The 17,154-nt window shown below is 61.1% G+C and carries 15 protein-coding genes and 1 other annotated feature; of the genes, 9 read left to right on the plus strand and 6 right to left on the minus strand.

The window, feature by feature from the left end; translation table 11 throughout:
• The first annotated feature begins 49 nt into the window (after positions 1-49).
• Positions 50-193, plus strand: a complete 144-nt coding sequence (locus tag V6766_RS02095) for a DUF1127 domain-containing protein (RefSeq protein ID WP_018067559.1) — start codon at positions 50-52, stop codon at positions 191-193.
• Between the two features lie 11 nt (positions 194-204).
• Here V6766_RS02095 and V6766_RS02100 read toward each other — a convergent pair whose 3' ends face one another.
• Positions 205-507: a hypothetical protein gene (locus V6766_RS02100; protein ID WP_448463138.1), complete on the minus strand. Its 303-nt coding sequence runs from the start codon at positions 505-507 to the stop codon at positions 205-207.
• 36 nt (positions 508-543) lie between these two features.
• Between V6766_RS02100 and V6766_RS02105 the strand changes: the two genes are divergently transcribed.
• Positions 544-753 (plus strand): cold-shock protein, encoded by a 210-nt coding sequence (locus V6766_RS02105; protein ID WP_018067558.1) that lies wholly within the window; start codon positions 544-546, stop codon positions 751-753.
• 83 nt (positions 754-836) lie between these two features.
• Here the strand turns inward: V6766_RS02105 and V6766_RS02110 are convergent, their stop codons facing one another.
• The 3 genes from V6766_RS02110 to V6766_RS02120 all read right to left on the minus strand — a co-directional run bounded on the left by V6766_RS02110 (position 837) and on the right by V6766_RS02120 (position 4,588).
• On the minus strand, positions 837-1,940 hold the full coding sequence (locus V6766_RS02110) for a linear amide C-N hydrolase (protein WP_448463140.1): 1,104 nt from the start codon (positions 1,938-1,940) through the stop codon (positions 837-839).
• Between the two features lie 284 nt (positions 1,941-2,224).
• A complete protein-coding gene (locus tag V6766_RS02115) occupies positions 2,225-3,079 on the minus strand; it encodes a universal stress protein (RefSeq protein ID WP_448463142.1) in 855 nt (284 codons plus the stop codon).
• Positions 3,080-3,091: 12 nt separating this feature from the next.
• Entirely contained in the window at positions 3,092-4,588 is a 1,497-nt protein-coding gene (locus V6766_RS02120) for a SulP family inorganic anion transporter (RefSeq protein ID WP_448463144.1), read from the minus strand.
• Between the two features lie 64 nt (positions 4,589-4,652).
• Positions 4,653-4,708 (minus strand) — a sequence feature (sul1 is cis-regulatory element that is thought to sense ions involved in sulfur or methionine metabolism; They are found in Alphaproteobacteria).
• 183 nt (positions 4,709-4,891) lie between these two features.
• Between V6766_RS02120 and ku the strand changes: the two genes are divergently transcribed.
• Positions 4,892-5,785, plus strand: coding sequence for a non-homologous end joining protein Ku (gene ku, locus V6766_RS02125; RefSeq protein WP_448463146.1), 894 nt, complete (start codon positions 4,892-4,894; stop codon positions 5,783-5,785).
• A 1-nt stretch (position 5,786) separates the two neighbouring features.
• Complete coding sequence (gene ligD / locus V6766_RS02130) at positions 5,787-8,279, plus strand: DNA ligase D (protein WP_448463148.1); 2,493 nt, start codon at positions 5,787-5,789, stop codon at positions 8,277-8,279.
• Between the two features lie 924 nt (positions 8,280-9,203).
• On the opposite strand, the gene V6766_RS02135 is transcribed toward ligD, so the two are convergent.
• Together V6766_RS02135 and tlpA are read right to left on the minus strand one after the other, a co-directional pair.
• On the minus strand, positions 9,204-10,223 hold the full coding sequence (locus tag V6766_RS02135) for a DGQHR domain-containing protein (protein WP_448463150.1): 1,020 nt from the start codon (positions 10,221-10,223) through the stop codon (positions 9,204-9,206).
• 160 nt (positions 10,224-10,383) lie between these two features.
• A complete protein-coding gene (tlpA, locus tag V6766_RS02140) occupies positions 10,384-11,046 on the minus strand; it encodes a thiol:disulfide interchange protein TlpA (RefSeq protein ID WP_448463152.1) in 663 nt (220 codons plus the stop codon).
• A gap of 23 nt (positions 11,047-11,069) precedes the next feature.
• Here tlpA and argH point away from each other — a divergent pair, with 23 nt between their 5' ends.
• From argH to V6766_RS02165, 5 genes are all read left to right on the plus strand, one after another.
• Positions 11,070-12,467, plus strand: coding sequence for an argininosuccinate lyase (argH, locus tag V6766_RS02145; protein ID WP_448463154.1), 1,398 nt, complete (start codon positions 11,070-11,072; stop codon positions 12,465-12,467).
• 82 nt (positions 12,468-12,549) lie between these two features.
• Positions 12,550-12,780, plus strand: coding sequence for a hypothetical protein (locus V6766_RS02150; protein ID WP_448463156.1), 231 nt, complete (start codon positions 12,550-12,552; stop codon positions 12,778-12,780).
• Positions 12,781-12,918: 138 nt separating this feature from the next.
• A complete protein-coding gene (gene lptM, locus V6766_RS02155; protein WP_448463158.1) occupies positions 12,919-13,179 on the plus strand; it encodes an LPS translocon maturation chaperone LptM in 261 nt (86 codons plus the stop codon).
• Between the two features lie 12 nt (positions 13,180-13,191).
• Entirely contained in the window at positions 13,192-14,454 is a 1,263-nt protein-coding gene (gene lysA / locus V6766_RS02160) for a diaminopimelate decarboxylase (RefSeq protein ID WP_448463160.1), read from the plus strand.
• Positions 14,455-14,556: 102 nt separating this feature from the next.
• Positions 14,557-17,094 carry a TIGR02302 family protein gene (locus tag V6766_RS02165; RefSeq protein WP_448463162.1) on the plus strand — a complete coding sequence of 846 codons (2,538 nt, stop codon included), beginning with the start codon at positions 14,557-14,559 and terminating at the stop codon, positions 17,092-17,094.
• Positions 17,095-17,154: the final 60 nt, after the last annotated feature.

Genomic DNA, 17,154 nt, shown 5'->3' on the forward strand with positions numbered 1-17,154 from the left:
CGCCGCAAGGAATGCGACGCCAGAAACCTTCAAACGAAGGGAGATAGACATGAGCATGGCACGTAGCTTCAACAGCTGGATGAAATACCGTCAGACCGTCAGCGAACTCAATCGCATGAACAGCCGCGAGCTGGCCGATCTCGGTATCAACCGCGAAGACATTCGTAACATTGCCCGCAAAGCGGTCAAGTAAGCGATAGCGGTTCAGCCGCCCAATGCCGGCGGCAAATTTTTCCCATACGCCCTCTGCCCATCCTCCCGGGCAGGGGGCGTTTCTTTTTCGGGCTGATCGTATTTGTTGCGCGGTCCAAGACCGATACGCGCGGAGGTGTTCCCGCCGCGCTTGCTCGCGTCAACCGTACCGAAATTTAAAAAATTAGCGTATTGCCGAGCGCGCCAATGTCGCGTAACAAAGCGGCTATCGAATTTGTTTGTTAAGTTACGTCTGCGCGAAAGCGCCCAGAACGATCTTCTATCAAAGTCGAGCAAATGCATGATGTAGATCATGTGATCTTTGAACGCACGATTTGAAAGGAAATCGTTATGAGCGTCGGAACCGTAAAATTCTTCAATTCCACCAAGGGCTATGGCTTCATCGAGCCGGAAGACGGCAGCAAGGACGTATTCGTTCACATCTCCGCCGTTGAGCGCTCAGGCATGACCACGCTTTCGGAAGGCCAGAAGGTCAATTTCGAAGTTGTCGCCGACCGCCGCACCGGCAAGAGCGCCGCTGAAAACCTCAGCGCCGCCTGATTGGCGAAAGCCATCGGCTGAAATAAGAAAACCCTCCAAGGCGATTGCTTCGGAGGGTTTTTGTTTGTCAGGCGTCTTGAGGCCTAGTTGTCCGTGCCCAGTTCGGTCGCGGTCTCATAGCCTTCCATCTCGATCGTCTTGATGTCGGCGGCGTCGAGATCCTGCGCCTTCAGGTCGACAAAGCGGATGCTGCTGCTGTCATAGGTGCGGAAATAGAAGCGCTGCGCCTTGAGATCATTGGCCGTCGTCCACTGGGTATAATCCTGATGCACCTTGCCGTCGGCGGTCGTCTCGCGGATCGTGCCCTTCGGGATGTCGAAATTGTTCAGGATGTGGAACGCCTGGAAGACGTCGTCCTCGCTGGTCGCGCCCTGGTTCACGCCGGTCTGGAACAATGCCGCGCGCACGAAACGCGAGGGCGAGGTGAAGTCGCCCGGCACGCCCAGCATGCCCGTGCCTTCGCCAAAGCCTGTGATCGTGATATCGCCGAACTTCTTTGGCGGAACGTTTTCGAAGCTCAGATTGACGTAGTTCTTCAGATTGGTCATGTGCCAGTCGAAGGGCGGATTGTTGGTGATCACGCCAACTTCGTTGTCATGGATGTTCAGCTCGCCGTCGACATATTCGACGACGATTGTGTTACCGGCGGCGTCGGTGATCACATAATGCAGCGGCAGAACGATGCCGAAATGCTCGAAGGTGACCGGCGCGACCGTGATATCGGAAAGCGCGGCCTTCGCTTCCTCAACCGTCGCGAAATTGTCGAGGATGTAGGAGCCGAGCTGCCACGGCGCGAGCGTGCTGTCCTGCACGTCGGAAGAATAGGGCTGATAGCCGGCCGACTGGCTGAAATAGAATATCCCGATCGAAAGCCCCTTCTCGTTGAGGCCGTCTACGATGACCGGCATATCGACGCCATTGGTGCCGACGCTCGCATATTTCGAGGTCCAGGTCAGACCCGGCTTGCCATCGGGCGTCTCTCCGACGCGTTCGAAATTGCGCGGCGAGACGATCACGTTGGACTGCAGGTCGACGCCGAATTCCATCGTTCGCGCGCGCACGACCGAGCCGTCCTTGGCCATCAGCGTGATGCCGGTGCAGGCGTCAGCGGTCGAGGCAAGCAGTATTGTCGAAGCCAGCGCACCCGCCGTAAATCGGATGTACTTGGAAAGTTTTGTTTTGAACATGGTCTTTCTCCGGTGTTTCGGTGTCGGCCCTGTATGTCTCCGGGTTCGGTTTCTCAGGCGTTCTGGCGCGCAATAGCCGATGAAGACCGGGCTAGCAGATACCGGATTGCGCGTCTGCACACGTTAACGGAGAGCAGCGGATCGCTGGCGCAATTCTCAAGGAATTATGCAGTATAATCAATCATCTGTGGGCCGGATGCCGGCGTCAATGGTCCCTGCAGGCACCAAAAAAAGTCTGACGCCCTTGTACGCGCGCATGGCTGCGGCCACGCGCGCGCTTGGTATTATCGCACCAGCAGAACCGGAATCTTGCAGGCGCGCAGCACTGCCGTCGTGGTGGAGCCGATCACCAGCGTGCGGATGCGCGAATGGCCGTAGGCGCCCATCACCAGCAGATCGGTCTTTTCCTCCGCCGCGACCTCCTCGATCACCTTTTCGGCGTGGCCGGGCCGGATGACGAGCCGGGCGGCGACATTGGCGGCCTCAAGCCGCTTGACGGCGTCCGCCGCCTTTTGCGCCAACTGGTCGCTCTCCTTGCAGACCGCGAGAAGCGTCACGTCGGTCTTTTCCAGGATCGGGCTCGATGTCACCCGCTCCACGGCCTTCTCGGCACTCGCGCCGCCATCATAGGCAATCAGCACCTTGTGGATCGGCTTGAACGCGCGGGCGGCGACGAAGACCGGGCGTCTGGCGGTGCGCACCGCGCGTTCCAGATTGGAGCCGAGATGGCCGGAGGCGAAGTCCGCGCCTTCGCCGCGCTTGCCGATCACGATCAGCCGCGAATCCGCCCCGACATCCTCGATCGCTTCAACAAAATCGCCATTGCGCATCTTGGTGGTGACGGCGGTGACGCCTTCCACCGAAAGCCGCTCGACGGCGGCCTCCAGCAGCAGCCGGCCGCGCTTTTGCGCAAGCTTGGCATTGTGCGCATCGGCCTCCGCGAGTTCTTCGAGAAGGGCCGTGCGCGCGCCAAGGCCGATCGAGCCGGAGAGGTTGGCGTGCGCCTGGCTATCGCGGGTGCGCCCCAGGACATGCACAAGCTCGACGGAGATGCCCAGTTGCCCGGCAATCCACGCGGCATGGTCGCACACGCTTTCGGCATAATTCGAGGCATCGATGAAAGCTGTCAGCTTTTCCATTTCCGTATCCTCCTAGTGGCCCTGTTGCTTCATGAATTCTTCGAGCGCATCCGGCTTGTCGTGAACGGCGAGACGGTCGACGATGGTGGCGCTTGCCTCGTTGAGGCCGACGACCTCCACATCCGCGCCCTCGCGGCGGAATTTCATCACAACCATGTCCAGCGCCGCAACACTTGAAATATCCCAGATATGGGCGCGGGTCAGATCGATGACCACTTTCTCAAGCACTTCGCGGAAATCGAAGGCGGCGTTGAAATCCTCCACCGAGGCGAAGAAGAGTTGTCCCTCGACACGGTAGGTTCGTGTATTGCCGTCCGCCGAAAGTTCGGAGCGCACGCCGAAGAACTGCGCGATCTTCCAGGCAAAGAAGATGCCGGAGAGCAGCACGCCGACGAGCACGCCGATCGCGAGATTATGGGTGGCGACGACCACCGCGACCACCGCGACCATGACGATCGAGGAGGAACGCGGATGATCCTTGAGGTTCTTGATCGACGACCACGAGAAGGTGCCGATCGAGACCATGATCATGACGGCCACCAGCGCCGGCATCGGGATCTGGCGCACCCACTGGTCGAGCACGACCACCAGAATCAGCAGCATAAGGCCGGCGATGAAAGTCGAAAGCCGGCCGCGGCCGCCGGATTTGATGTTGATCATCGACTGGCCGATCATGGCGCAGCCGGCCATGCCGCCGATGAAGCCGGTGCAGAAATTGGCGATGCCCTGTCCGGCGCATTCCTGGTTGCGGTTGGAGCGGGTATCGGTCAGGTCATCGATCAGCTGCGCGGTCATCAGGCTTTCCAGCAGGCCGACTACGGCGACGGCAAGCGAATAGGGCAGGATGATCAGCAGCGTTTCAAGCGTGAACGGCACCATCGGCAGATGGAAAAATGGAAAACTTTCCGGCAATTCGCCCATATCGCCGACATTGCGGACATCGAGACCGAGAGCGACGGTGATGATGGTGATCGTGACGATCGCCACCAGCGGCGAGGGCACGGCCTTGGTGAAACGCGGCAGGATGTAGATGATCGCGAGCGCTGCCGCGACCAGAACATAGGTCATCGGCGTGACATCGATCAGCTCGGGCAATTGCGCCATGAAGATCAGGATCGCCAGCGCATTGACGAAGCCGGTCATCACGGAGCGCGAGACGAAGCGCATCAGCGCGCCGAGCTTCAATATCCCGAAGATCACCTGGATGACGCCGGCAAGCACGGTGGCGGCCAGCAGATATTCCAGCCCGTGGCCGGCGACCAGCGGCGTCATCAACACGGCGGTTGCCGCCGTGGCGGCCGAGATCATGCCCGGACGGCCGCCGACGAAGGCGATGATCACCGCGATCGAGAACGAGGCGAACAGGCCGACCTTGGGATCGACGCCGGCGATGATGGAAAAGGCGATGGCTTCCGGAATGAGCGCCATCGCCACGACGAGGCCGGAGAGAATATCGGCACGCGGCGTGCCGAACCACTCGCGGCGGTACGTGGAAAGCGAAAATGACATATATGGTCCCTGAAATACTGTTTGCGGCGGGCAGCGCCCGGCTTGGGAGGAAACAGGTTTCAACGGTTGTCCGGCGGATCGGCGGCCGGAAGAGCCACCCGGATTTTCACCGGGTCCGGGGTTCATTGCGGCTTTCAATAGCGGGGAGCCGGGGCGGGGGCAAGGTTCGGGCCGGCAAAATATGGCGGAAATGCGCCAAGCGGGCAGAGTGCGTGACATTTACCCCGTAACGCTTTGCGGAACCAAAACCCCTGCCTCGCCGTTGCAATCGCGTAGAGAGTATTTGTATCCGGAGCGTGGAACATGGCCTCAAGAGCGATTTGGAAAGGGCAGATGCGGTTGTCGCTGGTGTCGATTGCCGTGGAACTTCATTCGGCCACCAGCCGGGCCTCCAGCATCTCTTTCCGCCAGATCCATAAGCCCACGGGCAAAAGGGTGCGCTATGAGAAGGTGGTCGAGGGCGTCGGGCCTGTCGATGCCGACGAGATCGTCAAGGGCTACGAACAGAACGACGAGTATATTCTGATCGACCCGGAAGAGATCGACGCGATCAAGCTCGAGACCAAGAAGACCTTCGAGCTCGTGCAGTTCGTCGGCTCCTGCGAAATTCCGCCGATCTACTACGACAAGCCCTATTACGTGGTGCCCGCCGATGATCTGGCGGAGGATGCCTATCGGGTGATCCGCGATGCGCTGAGGCGCTCGGAGAAGACCGCGCTCGGCCAGCTCACCATGCGCGGCAAGGAATATCTCGCTGCCGTGCGCCCCTGCGGCGACGGGTTGCTCTTGGAAACGCTGCACTACGCCGATGAAATCCGCAACGCCGATCCGCTGTTCTCCTCGATCGAGGACGAGGCGAGCGATGATGATCTGCTCGAGGTCGCCACCTCGCTGATCGACCGCAAGACCGCGCCGTTCAAGGCGGAAAACTATCATGACCATTATCGCGAGGCGCTGACGGAGCTGTTGAAGGCCAAGCAGAAGAACCGCAAGACCCCGCGCGCCAGCGCCGACGAGAAGGGCAGCGCGTCCGGGACCAGCGACAACGTGGTGGACCTGATGAGCGCGCTGAAGAAGAGCCTGGACGGCGCGAAATCGGGCAAATCCTCGTCCACCGCCAAGCGCGGTACGGCGGCGAAGAAATCCTCCGGAACCAGGTCCACCACGAAATCCTCAGGCCGCAAGAAGGCATCGTGATATGGCCGCCCCCGACAAGCTTGCCGAATACGAAACCCGCCGCGACTTTGAAAAGACGAAGGAGCCGAAGCGCGGCCGCGCCCGCAAGAGCCGCGCGGGCGACCTGAAATTCGTGGTGCAGAAGCACGATGCCCGAAGGCTGCATTTCGATTTTCGGCTGGAATGGGATGGCGTGCTTCTAAGCTGGGCCGTCACCCGCGGCCCGAGCGACGCCCCCGGCGAGAAGCGGCTGGCTGTCAGAACCGAGGACCACCCGCTCGACTACGCCGATTTCGAGGGCACCATTCCCAAGGGGCAATATGGCGGCGGCACGGTGATGGTGTGGGACGCCGGAAGCTGGGAACCGCTGCATGATCCGGACGAGGGGCTGAAGGAGGGCAAGCTGCATTTCCGCCTGAAGGGCGAGCGCATGCAGGGCGGCTGGGCGCTGGTGAGGATGCGCGGCAGGCGCGGCGAAAAGCGCGAGAACTGGCTCCTGATCAAGGAGCGCGACGACAAGGCCGGCGAGGAGCCCGACCGGCTGACGCAGGATTTCGAGGACAGCGTCACCACCGGCCGCTCCTTCGGCGAGATCGAGGCCGGCCATGATGTGTGGAAACGCCGCACCAAAAAGCCCACTGACAAGCAGCAGCCGCAGAAGAAAAAGCCGCGCGGAAAGGCGAAATTCCCCGCCTTCCGCAAGCCCCAGCTCGCCACGCTCTATGATGAGGCGCCCGACGGCGAGGACTGGATCCACGAAACCAAGTTCGACGGCTACCGCTGCATTGCCGCCATCAGCAATGGCCAGACAAAGCTCTACACCCGCTCCGGCAAGGACTGGACGGAGAAATATGGCGATCTGGCCGAGGCCTTCGCGCCGCTTGAGGGCGAAAACCTGCTGGTCGACGGCGAGATCATGGCGGCCTCCGTGCCGAAGGATGGCTCGGCCTTTTCCGCGCTGCAGGCCGCCCTTCAGGAGGGCGCGCCGCTGGTCTTCTACGTCTTCGACATTCTGGAGCGTGACGGCGCATCGCTGACCGACCTGCCGCTGAGCGAGCGCAAGCAGCAGCTTGAGGAGGCGCTGGCACCGCTCGACACCGAAGCGGGCCCGATCCGGCTTTCCACCTTTGTCGCTGGCGATGGCGGCGATATCCTCGCGAAGATCTGCAAGGCCGGCGGGGAGGGGATTGTGTCGAAGCGGGCGGATGCGCCCTATCGCCACACCCGCACCAGCGCCTGGCGCAAGATCAAATGCTCGCGCCGGCAGGAATTCGTGATCGGCGGCTATTCGCCGTCAGACAAGAAGGGCCGGCCCTTTGCCTCGCTCCTCATCGGCCAGTATGATGATGACGGCGTGTTCTGCTATCGCGGCCGCGTCGGCACGGGGTTTGACGAGAAGACGCTGGATGATCTCGGCGACCGGCTGAAGCGCCTTGCCCGCAAGACCGCGCCCTTTGCCGAGGTGCCGCGCGAAATCGCGCGCAATGCGCGCTGGGTGACGCCGAAGCTTGCGGCGGAGATCGATTTCGCCGAGTTCACCGCCGATGGCCATGTCCGCCACGGCGCGTTTCTGGGCTTGAGAGAGGACAAGGAGGCCGGCGCGGTGCAGGCGGAGAAAGCGAAGGGCGACACGGTCGCCGGCATCGAAATCACCCATCCCGACCGGCAGCTCTACGGCAAGGCCGGCGTCACCAAGGCCGATGTCGCGCGCCATTACGCGGCGGTTGGCAGCCGCATGCTGGAGATCGCCGGCCGCCGCCCGGTCTCGCTGTTTCGCTGCCCGTCGGGCATTGATGGCGAGAGCTTCTTCCAGAAACACGCCGGCAAGGGCTTTCCCGACGAACTCGCCCGCATCGACATCGAGGAGAAGGACGGCGACACCGGCGAATATCTCTATGCGAAGGATGTGGCGGGCTTCGTCGCCGCAGCCCAGATGGGCACGATCGAGTTTCACGGCTGGGGCGCCCGCGCCGACAGGATCGAGGCGCCCGACCGGCTGATCTTCGACCTCGACCCGGACGAGGGCCTCGGCTTTGCCGAGACGAAGAAGGCCGCCTTCGAGATGCGCGAAGCGCTTTCCGACATCGGCCTTAAATCGACCGCCATGGTCACCGGCGGCAAGGGTATCCACGTCATCGTGCCGCTGAAACGGACGGTGAGCTGGGACACGGTCAAGGCCTTCGCCAAGACTTTCGCCCATATGATGGCCGAGGAAGACCCCGCGCGCTACATCGCCACCATGTCGAAGGAAAAGCGCAAGAACCGCATCTTCATCGATTGGCTCCGCAACGAACGCGGTGCCACCGCCATCCTCCCCTATTCACTCCGCGCCCGCCCCAATGCCCCCGTGGCAACGCCCGTGACCTGGGAGGAACTGGAGGGGCTGAAAACCGCCGCGACGTTCACGATCGGCGATATGGAAGGGCGGCTGAAGGGCAAGGACCCGGCGCTGGCGGTGAAGCCGCAGACGCTGGGGAAGGCGGTGATTGGACGGCTGGAGAAGCGGGTGGTGTGAGGGGGGAAGATGGAATGCCTCACCGAACTGACAGGAAAGGTACATTGACCAATTTCAAGAACCTGCTGCTCTGAGGGAGCCTTGGCTTGGCTCTAAAAAAATACTCGACGTATCGAGAAACTGTTCTCTCTTTGAAAAGTGCGGTAGTGACTAGGTGCTTTCTCGACAACGATCGCTCATCAGCAGGCAGGACATCTATCTTTCATGCACCAGATGTTCTTTGCGTGAGAAATGCTTTCTGTCGGAAGTGACAGAGAAGCGTCGCGCAGTGAGGCGTCGAGGCTGAATATCAACTTCGTTGGATAGGCGATTGCCAAATGATCGGCAAGGAAAGTGTACAGAAAAGACTCGTCGTCTCTATACGCTCGGAAACGCTTGGAAAGATCATATTCCCCAGTCGTTAGGCATCGATGAAAATTGGGATCGGTGAAGGCGTGCGTGTAGTTGACGTTCTCTCGATGCTTTCGAAGCTTTACGTAGGTTTCCTCCGAGTCAGGAGACACGAACCAACTTCCGCGTAGTTGCGCCAGCTGTCTGATTGACCTCCAATTCCAATGGTGGCTTGACCGTCCGCCTTTGAGGTATTTACCGGCCGGAATGTCCAGCATCATCTCATCCCCGCAATTGAAGGGCACAACTTCATTTAGCAAGAGCAAAGCGCGGAGACTGTAAAAACAGGAGTAATACAACTTTACAATCGACCAGGAAATCGATCCCTGCTGAAGGCCTGACATCGCTTCTGCAAAGGATACGACAGATGAGTAGGTAGATTCGACCACCGCGTCTTCGACGGTCGATCGGATCGCCGCAATCTCACTAGAGCTAATGGTAAAGTGAGCATATAGCGTCCCCTTCGGCTTCCTTGAAAATGCTTGGCTTGCTAACCTGGCTGCATCTGACATTAGTTCTGGTGATTGCTAGGTGTTAGACCTTGAATCCTTGAGACGAACTCATCGGCCGGAAATAGCTGATCAATCTATCGCGTATAGCATTGGCAGCTTCAGCACCGCCGAGACCTTTGACGTCCTCTTGCAATATTCGGCTTGTGTCATCCATCGCCAGCGCATCCATTATTGTGTCTTCCTCAAACGATCCCCTACCTTTACAGTAGTCAAACATATGGCTTCTGAAGAATTCGATTGATCCAATAAAGCCAGAAGCATATATAAAAGCATTGCTACGATCGTCCCAATGTCGACCATACTTTCCTTTAATGGCTTTGAAGAAATTTGAAAAAATCGCTTTCTGAATCTCCAATTCTGTAGCGCCGATTTGTTCAAGCTGACCTTTTGCATCAACTAAAGGCTTTATGGCATTGACAGCCGTCGAGAGGGCCACACCACCTCGCTGCCGCTCTTGATTTGGGAGTTTAATCCACTTGAAATAAGGTTGACCTTCAGTTCCAAGGTAGGCGACAATATCGCTCGCGCGGATCGCTGCAGGGTCCATCAAATCTGACGCTGTAACTCCGTATAAGTCAAAAACAAGACTTTTCGGTGCTGGCCGCTGTTCTGTGTTAATTGATATGAATATTCGTGCGCTATGTGCTGTATCTAACCCTTCGTAAATTGCAACTGGAATCTGATAATCCGCGATGGTCGGGTCATCTTCAATCGCGGATTTAAGGCCGGCAACCCTATGTTGACCATCAATAATTTGCGCGATTTTTTGTTCATCAGGAATCTCAACGAAGCCGTTATTCTCAACGAGATTTCCACTTGTCCAGTTCAACACAATCGATGCCGGGAAATCACCCATCTTTAGAGCGAAATCCCTGATTCCGGCAATTCGGGATGTGTTGAGAACTCGCTGAACGGCGCCTTCTTCGTCATCCTTTCTGCGAACTGCGGCGTAAGAAATACGTGTGAGTAAACCCGCTGGTAACGAGACAAGTTTAAAGCAGTGCTCTTTTTGCTTAACAGGAATAAAAGGAAATGATGGCATCGGTTCTCGCTCAATAATTTCCGTTCACAGTAGGTCTAACGTGCCGGAGCGTCTAGTGGAAACCGTAGTCCCATTGTCTTTATCGGTAACCAATTTCCGCTTTAGATGATGAAACGAACGACCGAAATGAGGTCGCAAAGCAGACTCACTCCGCTCCCCATCACCCCCCAAGCGCCGCCCCCACCAGTGCCTTGGCATCCGCGCTATCCCATTCCGCCGGCCCGTTCATCGCGCCCAGCAAGCACCCGTTCTCATCGATCAGCACCGTTGACGGCAGGCCGAAGGCGAGGCCTTCCTTTTTCAGGGTGTTGAAGGTCGTCATGGTTTCGTCGCGGTAGAAGGCGAGGGCGTTTATGCCGATTTCCTCGAGGAAGCGGAGCGGTTTTTCGTCGGTTCCGGTGTCGATGTTGACGGCGACGACCTCGAAGTTTTCGCCGCCCATATCGGCCTCCAGCCGGTCGAGCGCCGGCATTTCCTCGCGGCAGGGAATGCACCATGTGGCCCACAGGTTCATCAGCACGGTCTTGCCGGAAAGGTTTGCAAGCGCGGTTTCGCCGTTACTGTCGCGGAAGGCGAGGTTCGGGAGCTTTTGCGGCTTTTCGGCGGGGATGAAGGCGGCGACCTCGCCGATCGCGAGCGGCTTCAGGCGTTCGGCGGTCTCGGCGGCCGGCTTGCACTGGCTTGCGGCGAGATCCCCCATGCCATTGCCAGTCACGGCGTTTTTCACGTATACCGCGACGGCGCCGGCAATCAGGCCTGCGGCAAGCGCGATTAGAACCAGTTTGGCGGAGACCGGGCTTTTGCGGCTCTTCTTCTCTGTCATGTCATTCTCCAGATAGGCACTTCATGGCTTCCGACAACAGCACCTCGAACAAGATGTGGGGCGGACGTTTCGCCTCCGGTCCCGATGCGATCATGGAGGAGATAAATGCCTCCATCGATTTCGACAAGGCGCTCTATAACGAGGATATCGACGGCTCGATCGCGCATGCCACGATGCTTGCCGAAAAAGGCATCGTTTCGAAAGAGGATGTCGGCTCAATTATCGAGGGTCTCAATACAATTCGCCGTGAGATCGAGGCGGGCGATTTTTCGTTTTCGCGCCAGCTCGAGGATATTCACATGAATATCGAGGCGCGGCTGCGCGAGCTGATCGGCCCCGCCGCCGGCCGCCTGCACACCGCCCGCTCGCGCAACGACCAGGTCGCGCTCGACTTTCGCCTGTGGGTGAAGAAGGAGCTGCAGCGCACGGAGGCAGCGCTCACCCGGCTGATCGACGTGTTCTTGACGCGCGCGGAAGAGCATGCCGGAACGGTGATGCCCGGCTTCACCCATCTGCAGACCGCCCAGCCCGTCACCTTCGGCCATCACTGCATGGCCTATGTCGAGATGTTCGGCCGCGACCGCGCCCGCGTGCGCCACGCGATCGAGCATCTGGACGAGAGCCCAATCGGGGCGGCCGCACTTGCCGGCACCGGCTTTGCCATCGACCGGCACATGACGGCCGAAGCGCTCGGCTTTTCCGGCGGGCCGACGCGCAATTCGATCGACACGGTGTCCGACCGCGATTTCGCGCTGGAGTTTCTGTCGCTTGCCTCGATCTGCGCCACGCATCTGTCGCGGCTCGCCGAGGAAATCGTGATCTGGTCGACGCCGCAGTTCAATTTCGTGCGGCTCTCGGATAGTTTTTCCACCGGCTCCTCGATCATGCCGCAGAAGAAAAACCCGGATGCCGCCGAGCTTGTGCGCGCCAAGACCGGCCGCGTCAATGGCGCGCTGGTGGCGCTTCTGACGGTGATGAAGGGCCTGCCGCTCGCCTATTCCAAGGATATGCAGGAAGACAAGGAACAGGTGTTCGACGCCGCCCGCAGCCTCGATCTGGCGATCGCCGCGATGACCGGCATGGTCGGCGATCTCACCGTCAACACCGCCGCCATGAAGGCCGCCGCCGGCTCAGGCTTCTCCACCGCCACCGACCTTGCCGACTGGCTGGTGCGCGAGGCGGGCCTGCCCTTCCGCGACGCCCACCACGCGACGGGTGCTGCCGTGGCGCTGGCGGAAAAGAAGGGCTGCGATCTGGCGGAACTCTCGCTTGAGGAATTGCAGGGCATCAACCCGGCGATCACCGAAGGCATTTTCGATGTCTTGACCGTGGAAGCCTCCGTCGCCAGCCGCAAGAGCTTCGGCGGCACGGCCCCGGACGAGGTGAGAAAGCAGATCGCCTGGTGGCGCGAGCGGGTGTGAGCCGTGCGCCGGGCGGGGCCAACCGGGGATTGACAGCCGGTGCGCTCCGACGGATCATCGGCTGCAACCAGGAGGCATCGCCATGGCGGATAATGTCACCAATGAATTGCTGCTTGAGCATTTGAAGGCCTTGCGGGAAGACGCCAAGATGGCCCGCGAGGAGCGCCGGGAAATTCGCTTTGAAATCCGGGCGATCAAGGCGCATGTCGCCGCGCTGGTGCAGAGTGACCTGAACCGCGACGGCCAGCAGGCCAGTATTTACACGCGGCTTGACCGGATCGAAAGGCGGCTCGAGCTTTCAGACGAGTCCTGACGCCGGCGGAAAATACGCTGCAAGCACTGTGCCGGTCATCGTGCTCGCAATTTGGGGTGCACAAATCCGTTTCGATCGGTTATCAGGGTGGCCAGGGCGTTTGCGTTTGCGGGGCCCGTATCCGGTTTGGGGCTCTTGATGAAGACGATCACGATTGCAGTTGTTGCGCTGATGGCGCTTTCCCTTGCCTCCTGCGGGCGACGCGGGCCGCTGGAAGTGCCGCCGCCCACGCCCGAACAGCAGGCGCGCGCCGCCAAAACCCAGTCCGAGCCGACCATCCGGCTTTCGCCCAACGACAAGCCGATCGTGTTCGACGGCTCGGGCGACGATGTCGTCAATGCCGGGCCGGATGCCGCCGTCGATGGCGAGCCCTTCCTTCTCGATCCACTGCTTAACTGACGCAGGCCAGACGTGAACCATTTCGAATATCGCGACGGCGTTCTCCATGCCGAGGGCGTTTCCATTCCGGCGATCGCGGCGGCCGTCGGCACGCCGTTCTATTGCTATTCCACCGCCACCTTCACCCGCCACTACAAGGTGTTCGCCGAGGCTTTCGCGGGCACCGATGCGCTGGTCTGCTACGCGGTGAAGGCCAATTCCAACCAGGCCGTGCTGAAGACGCTCGCCAAGCTTGGCGCGGGCATGGACGTGGTATCGGAAGGCGAGTTGCGCCGGGCGCTCGCCGCCGGCGTTCCGGCCGAAAGGATCGTGTTCTCCGGCGTCGGCAAGACCGTGCGCGAGATCGACTTCGCGCTCGATGCCGGCATCTACTGCTTCAACGTGGAATCCGAGCCCGAGCTGGAAGTGCTGAACGCCCGCGCCATGGCGAAGGGCGTCGTCGCCCCGGTCTCCTTCCGCATCAATCCGGATGTGGATGCCAAGACCCATGCCAAGATCTCGACCGGCAAGAAGGAAAACAAGTTCGGCATCGCGTTTTCGCGCGCCCATGACGTCTATGCCCATGCGGCAAGCCTGAAGGGCATCCGCGTCACCGGCATTGACATGCATATCGGCAGTCAGATCACCGAGCTTTCTCCCTTCCGCGACGCCTTTCGGCTGATGCGCGAACTGGTGACGGAACTGCGCGCGGCGGGCCACGAAATCGACCATGTCGATGTCGGCGGCGGGCTCGGCATTCCCTATCAGTTCGACAACAATCCCCCGCCGGAGCCGCTCGCCTATGCCAGCGTCATCCGCGAGGAGCTTTCGGGGCTCGATTGCCGGATCGTGGCCGAGCCGGGGCGGATGATCGCCGGCAATGCCGGCATCTTCGTTACCGAGGTGATCTATGTGAAGGATGCCGAGGCGAAGAGCTTCGTCATCGTCGATGGCGCGATGAACGACCTGATCCGCCCGACGCTCTATGACGCATGGCACGATATCCGCCCGGTGACGCTGAAGCCCGGGGCGGAGCGGATAACCGCCGATGTCGTCGGCCCGGTCTGCGAGACCGGCGATTATCTGGCGCTGTCGCGCGAAATGCCGCGTCCCGAGCCCGGCGACCTGTTCGCGGTGATGACGGCGGGCGCCTATGGCGCGGTCCAGGCCGGCACCTACAATACCCGCCTTCTGGTGCCGGAAGTGCTGGTCGATGGCGACCGCTTTCACGTGGTGCGCCCGCGCGGCAGCTATGAGGAGCTGATCGGGCTCGATTCGCTGCCGGAATGGCTTTAGGCCGGTCGCGGTAATGTGAACCGGGAATTTCCCGGCCTCACCTCGCTATCGACACAAAGCGTGCTATTCTGAGGCCATCACGCCGCGCGACCACAGGGGCTCATGACCGGGCAGAAACACACTGCGGGCAAACGCAAGGATGCAGTTGATGATGCGCTGACGCGCCGCATCCGCCGCAAGCGCGCGCTCACGCGTTTCAACCTCTTTATCGAACAGCTTGTGCCGCTTCTGTTGTGGCCGGCAGCAGTTGTTGCGCTCTATGTCGCGCTGTCGTGGCTTGGCGTTTTCCTGCTGCTGCCATTCGCGGTCAGGATCGCGCTGCTGTTCTTCTTCGTCGCCGGTTTCATCGTCAGCCTTTGGCCGCTGCGCCATCTGCGCATCCCCTCCGCCCAAGCCGCGGAGCGGCGGCTGGAGGTCCATAACGCGCTGTCCCACCAGGCGATCTCCGTGAGGATGGACCGCCCGGCGCGGGAAACGCCGGAGGCGATGGCGCTCTGGCATGCCCATCAGCGCCGCATGGTCGAGCGTCTCAGCGCAATCGACAGCGGCCCGCCGAAGCCGGACCTAGCGGCGGTCGATCCCTATGCGCTGCGCGCGGTTCCCGTCCTGCTGCTTTTCGTCGCCTGGTTTTATGCCGGTCCCGACAGCGCGTCGCGGCTTGCCGATGCCTTCGCGCCGCCAGCGGGTGAAAGCGAAACCCAGGTGGCGCTCCGATTCGATGCCTGGATTTCGCCGCCCGGCTATACCCGCAAGGCGCCGGTCTATCTGCAGGCCGATGGCGGCGAGGCGATCACTGGCATTCCCGAAGGCTCGGTGCTCACGGTCCGGCTTTCCGGTGAGGGGGCGGATCAGCCGATCACCTTTACCCCGCAGGGCATCGAGGATGTGCAAGCGCCGGCTGAGGCAGAAGAAAGCGCGCTCGCCAACAGCGCCAGTTTCACGCTTTCCTCCGGCGGCCGGCTCGATGCGGCCGGGCGGAGCTGGGAGATCACGGTCGATCCCGACGAAGCGCCGGTGATCGCCTTCAAGGGTACGCCCAGAGCGGCGGCGAACGGGGCGCTGGAACTTGAATATACGGTGACCGACGATTACGGCGTGACCCGCGCCCATGCCGAGATCGCGCCTGCGGGCGATGTCGATCCGCATGCCGAGCCGGTTTACCCGCTGCCGGAGTTTCTGCTCAACATGCCGGCGCGCTCATCGGAGGATCATTCGGCATTCACCAGCCGCAATCTGACGGAACATCCGCTGTCCGGCACACCGGTTACGATCGCGCTGGTGGCCGAGGATGCGGCCGGTCATATCGGCAGAAGCCCGGCGCTTGAAATGGTTCTGCCGGAGCGCACCTTCCGCAATCTGCTGGCCGGCTCGGTGGCCGAACAGCGCCAGATCTTCGCGCTCGACACGCGCCGCATGCCGGAGGCGCTGCAATACAGCGCGGCGATCACGCTGAGACCGGAAGAGACGATCCCGGACCTCACGCAATTCCTGCTGATCAAGTCGGCGCAGACCAGGATGGCGCTCGCCCATGACGAGGACAGCTATCGCGATACCGCCGATTACATGTGGGATATCGCGACCGGCATCGAGGATGGCGCGCTGTCTGATGCCGAGCGGCGGCTGCGCGAGGCTCAGGACGCGCTGAGCGAGGCGCTCGAAAATGGCGCATCGGACGCCGAGATTGCCCGACTGATGCAGGAATTGCGCGAGGCCATGCAGGAATTCATGTCGGAAATGGCCCAGCGTATGCAGCCATCCGAGCAGATGCCGGGCGACCAGCAGACGCTGCGCCAGCGCGATCTTGACAATCTCCTCAACCAGCTCGAAAACCTCGCCCGCTCCGGCAATCGCGATGCCGCCCAGCAGCTTCTGTCGGAATTGCAGCGGATGATGAACAATCTCCAGCCGCCGTCTTCCACCGCCCAGCAGCAGGGCGGACAGCAGAATTCCGAGATGCGTCAGCAGATCGACAAGCTCGGCGAGTTGATCCAGGAACAGCAGCGGCTGATGAACGAGACCTTCGATCTCGACCAGCAATTGCAGGACCGGGAGCGCTGGGGGGACCCGCAGCCTTCGCCGGATCAGCAGGGCGAAAGCGGCGAGAAAGCGCCCCGCGACATGACGGCGGAAGAGTTGCGCGAGGCGCTGAGACAGCTTCAGGAGCAGCAGCAGGGGCTCGCCGAACAATTATCGGAAATGCAGCAGAAGCTCTCCGAACTCGGCATGCCGCCGGCCGAAGGTTTCGATCAGGCCGGCGAGGCCATGGAAGGCGCGGCCGGCGCGCTCGGCGAGGGCGAGGGTTCCGCGGCCGTCGAGGGGCAGGGCAATGCGCTTGAGGCGCTGCGCCAGGGCGCCCAGCAGATGATGAATTCGATGATGGCGCAGGGCCAGGGGCAGCAGGGGCAGGGCCCGGGCGGCCAGACCGGCTGGGGCAATCAGGCCGGCCGCGACCCGCTTGGCCGCAATCAGGGGTCCGACGGGCTCGACTTCGGCGACAATGTCGACGTGCCCGACGAGATCACGGTCCAGCGCGCCCGCGAGATCCTCGACGCCATCCGCGAGCGGCTGAACGAACAGGCCCCGCTGCCCTCCGAACCGCCTTATCTCGAGCGGCTTCTGGAGCCCCAGTCTCAGAACTGATTTTTGCTTCGATATGCCTTTAAAACGCACCCTTTCGGCGCCACTTGAATCAATGGCGCC

It is taken from the genome of Martelella sp. AMO21009 (assembly GCF_053484295.1).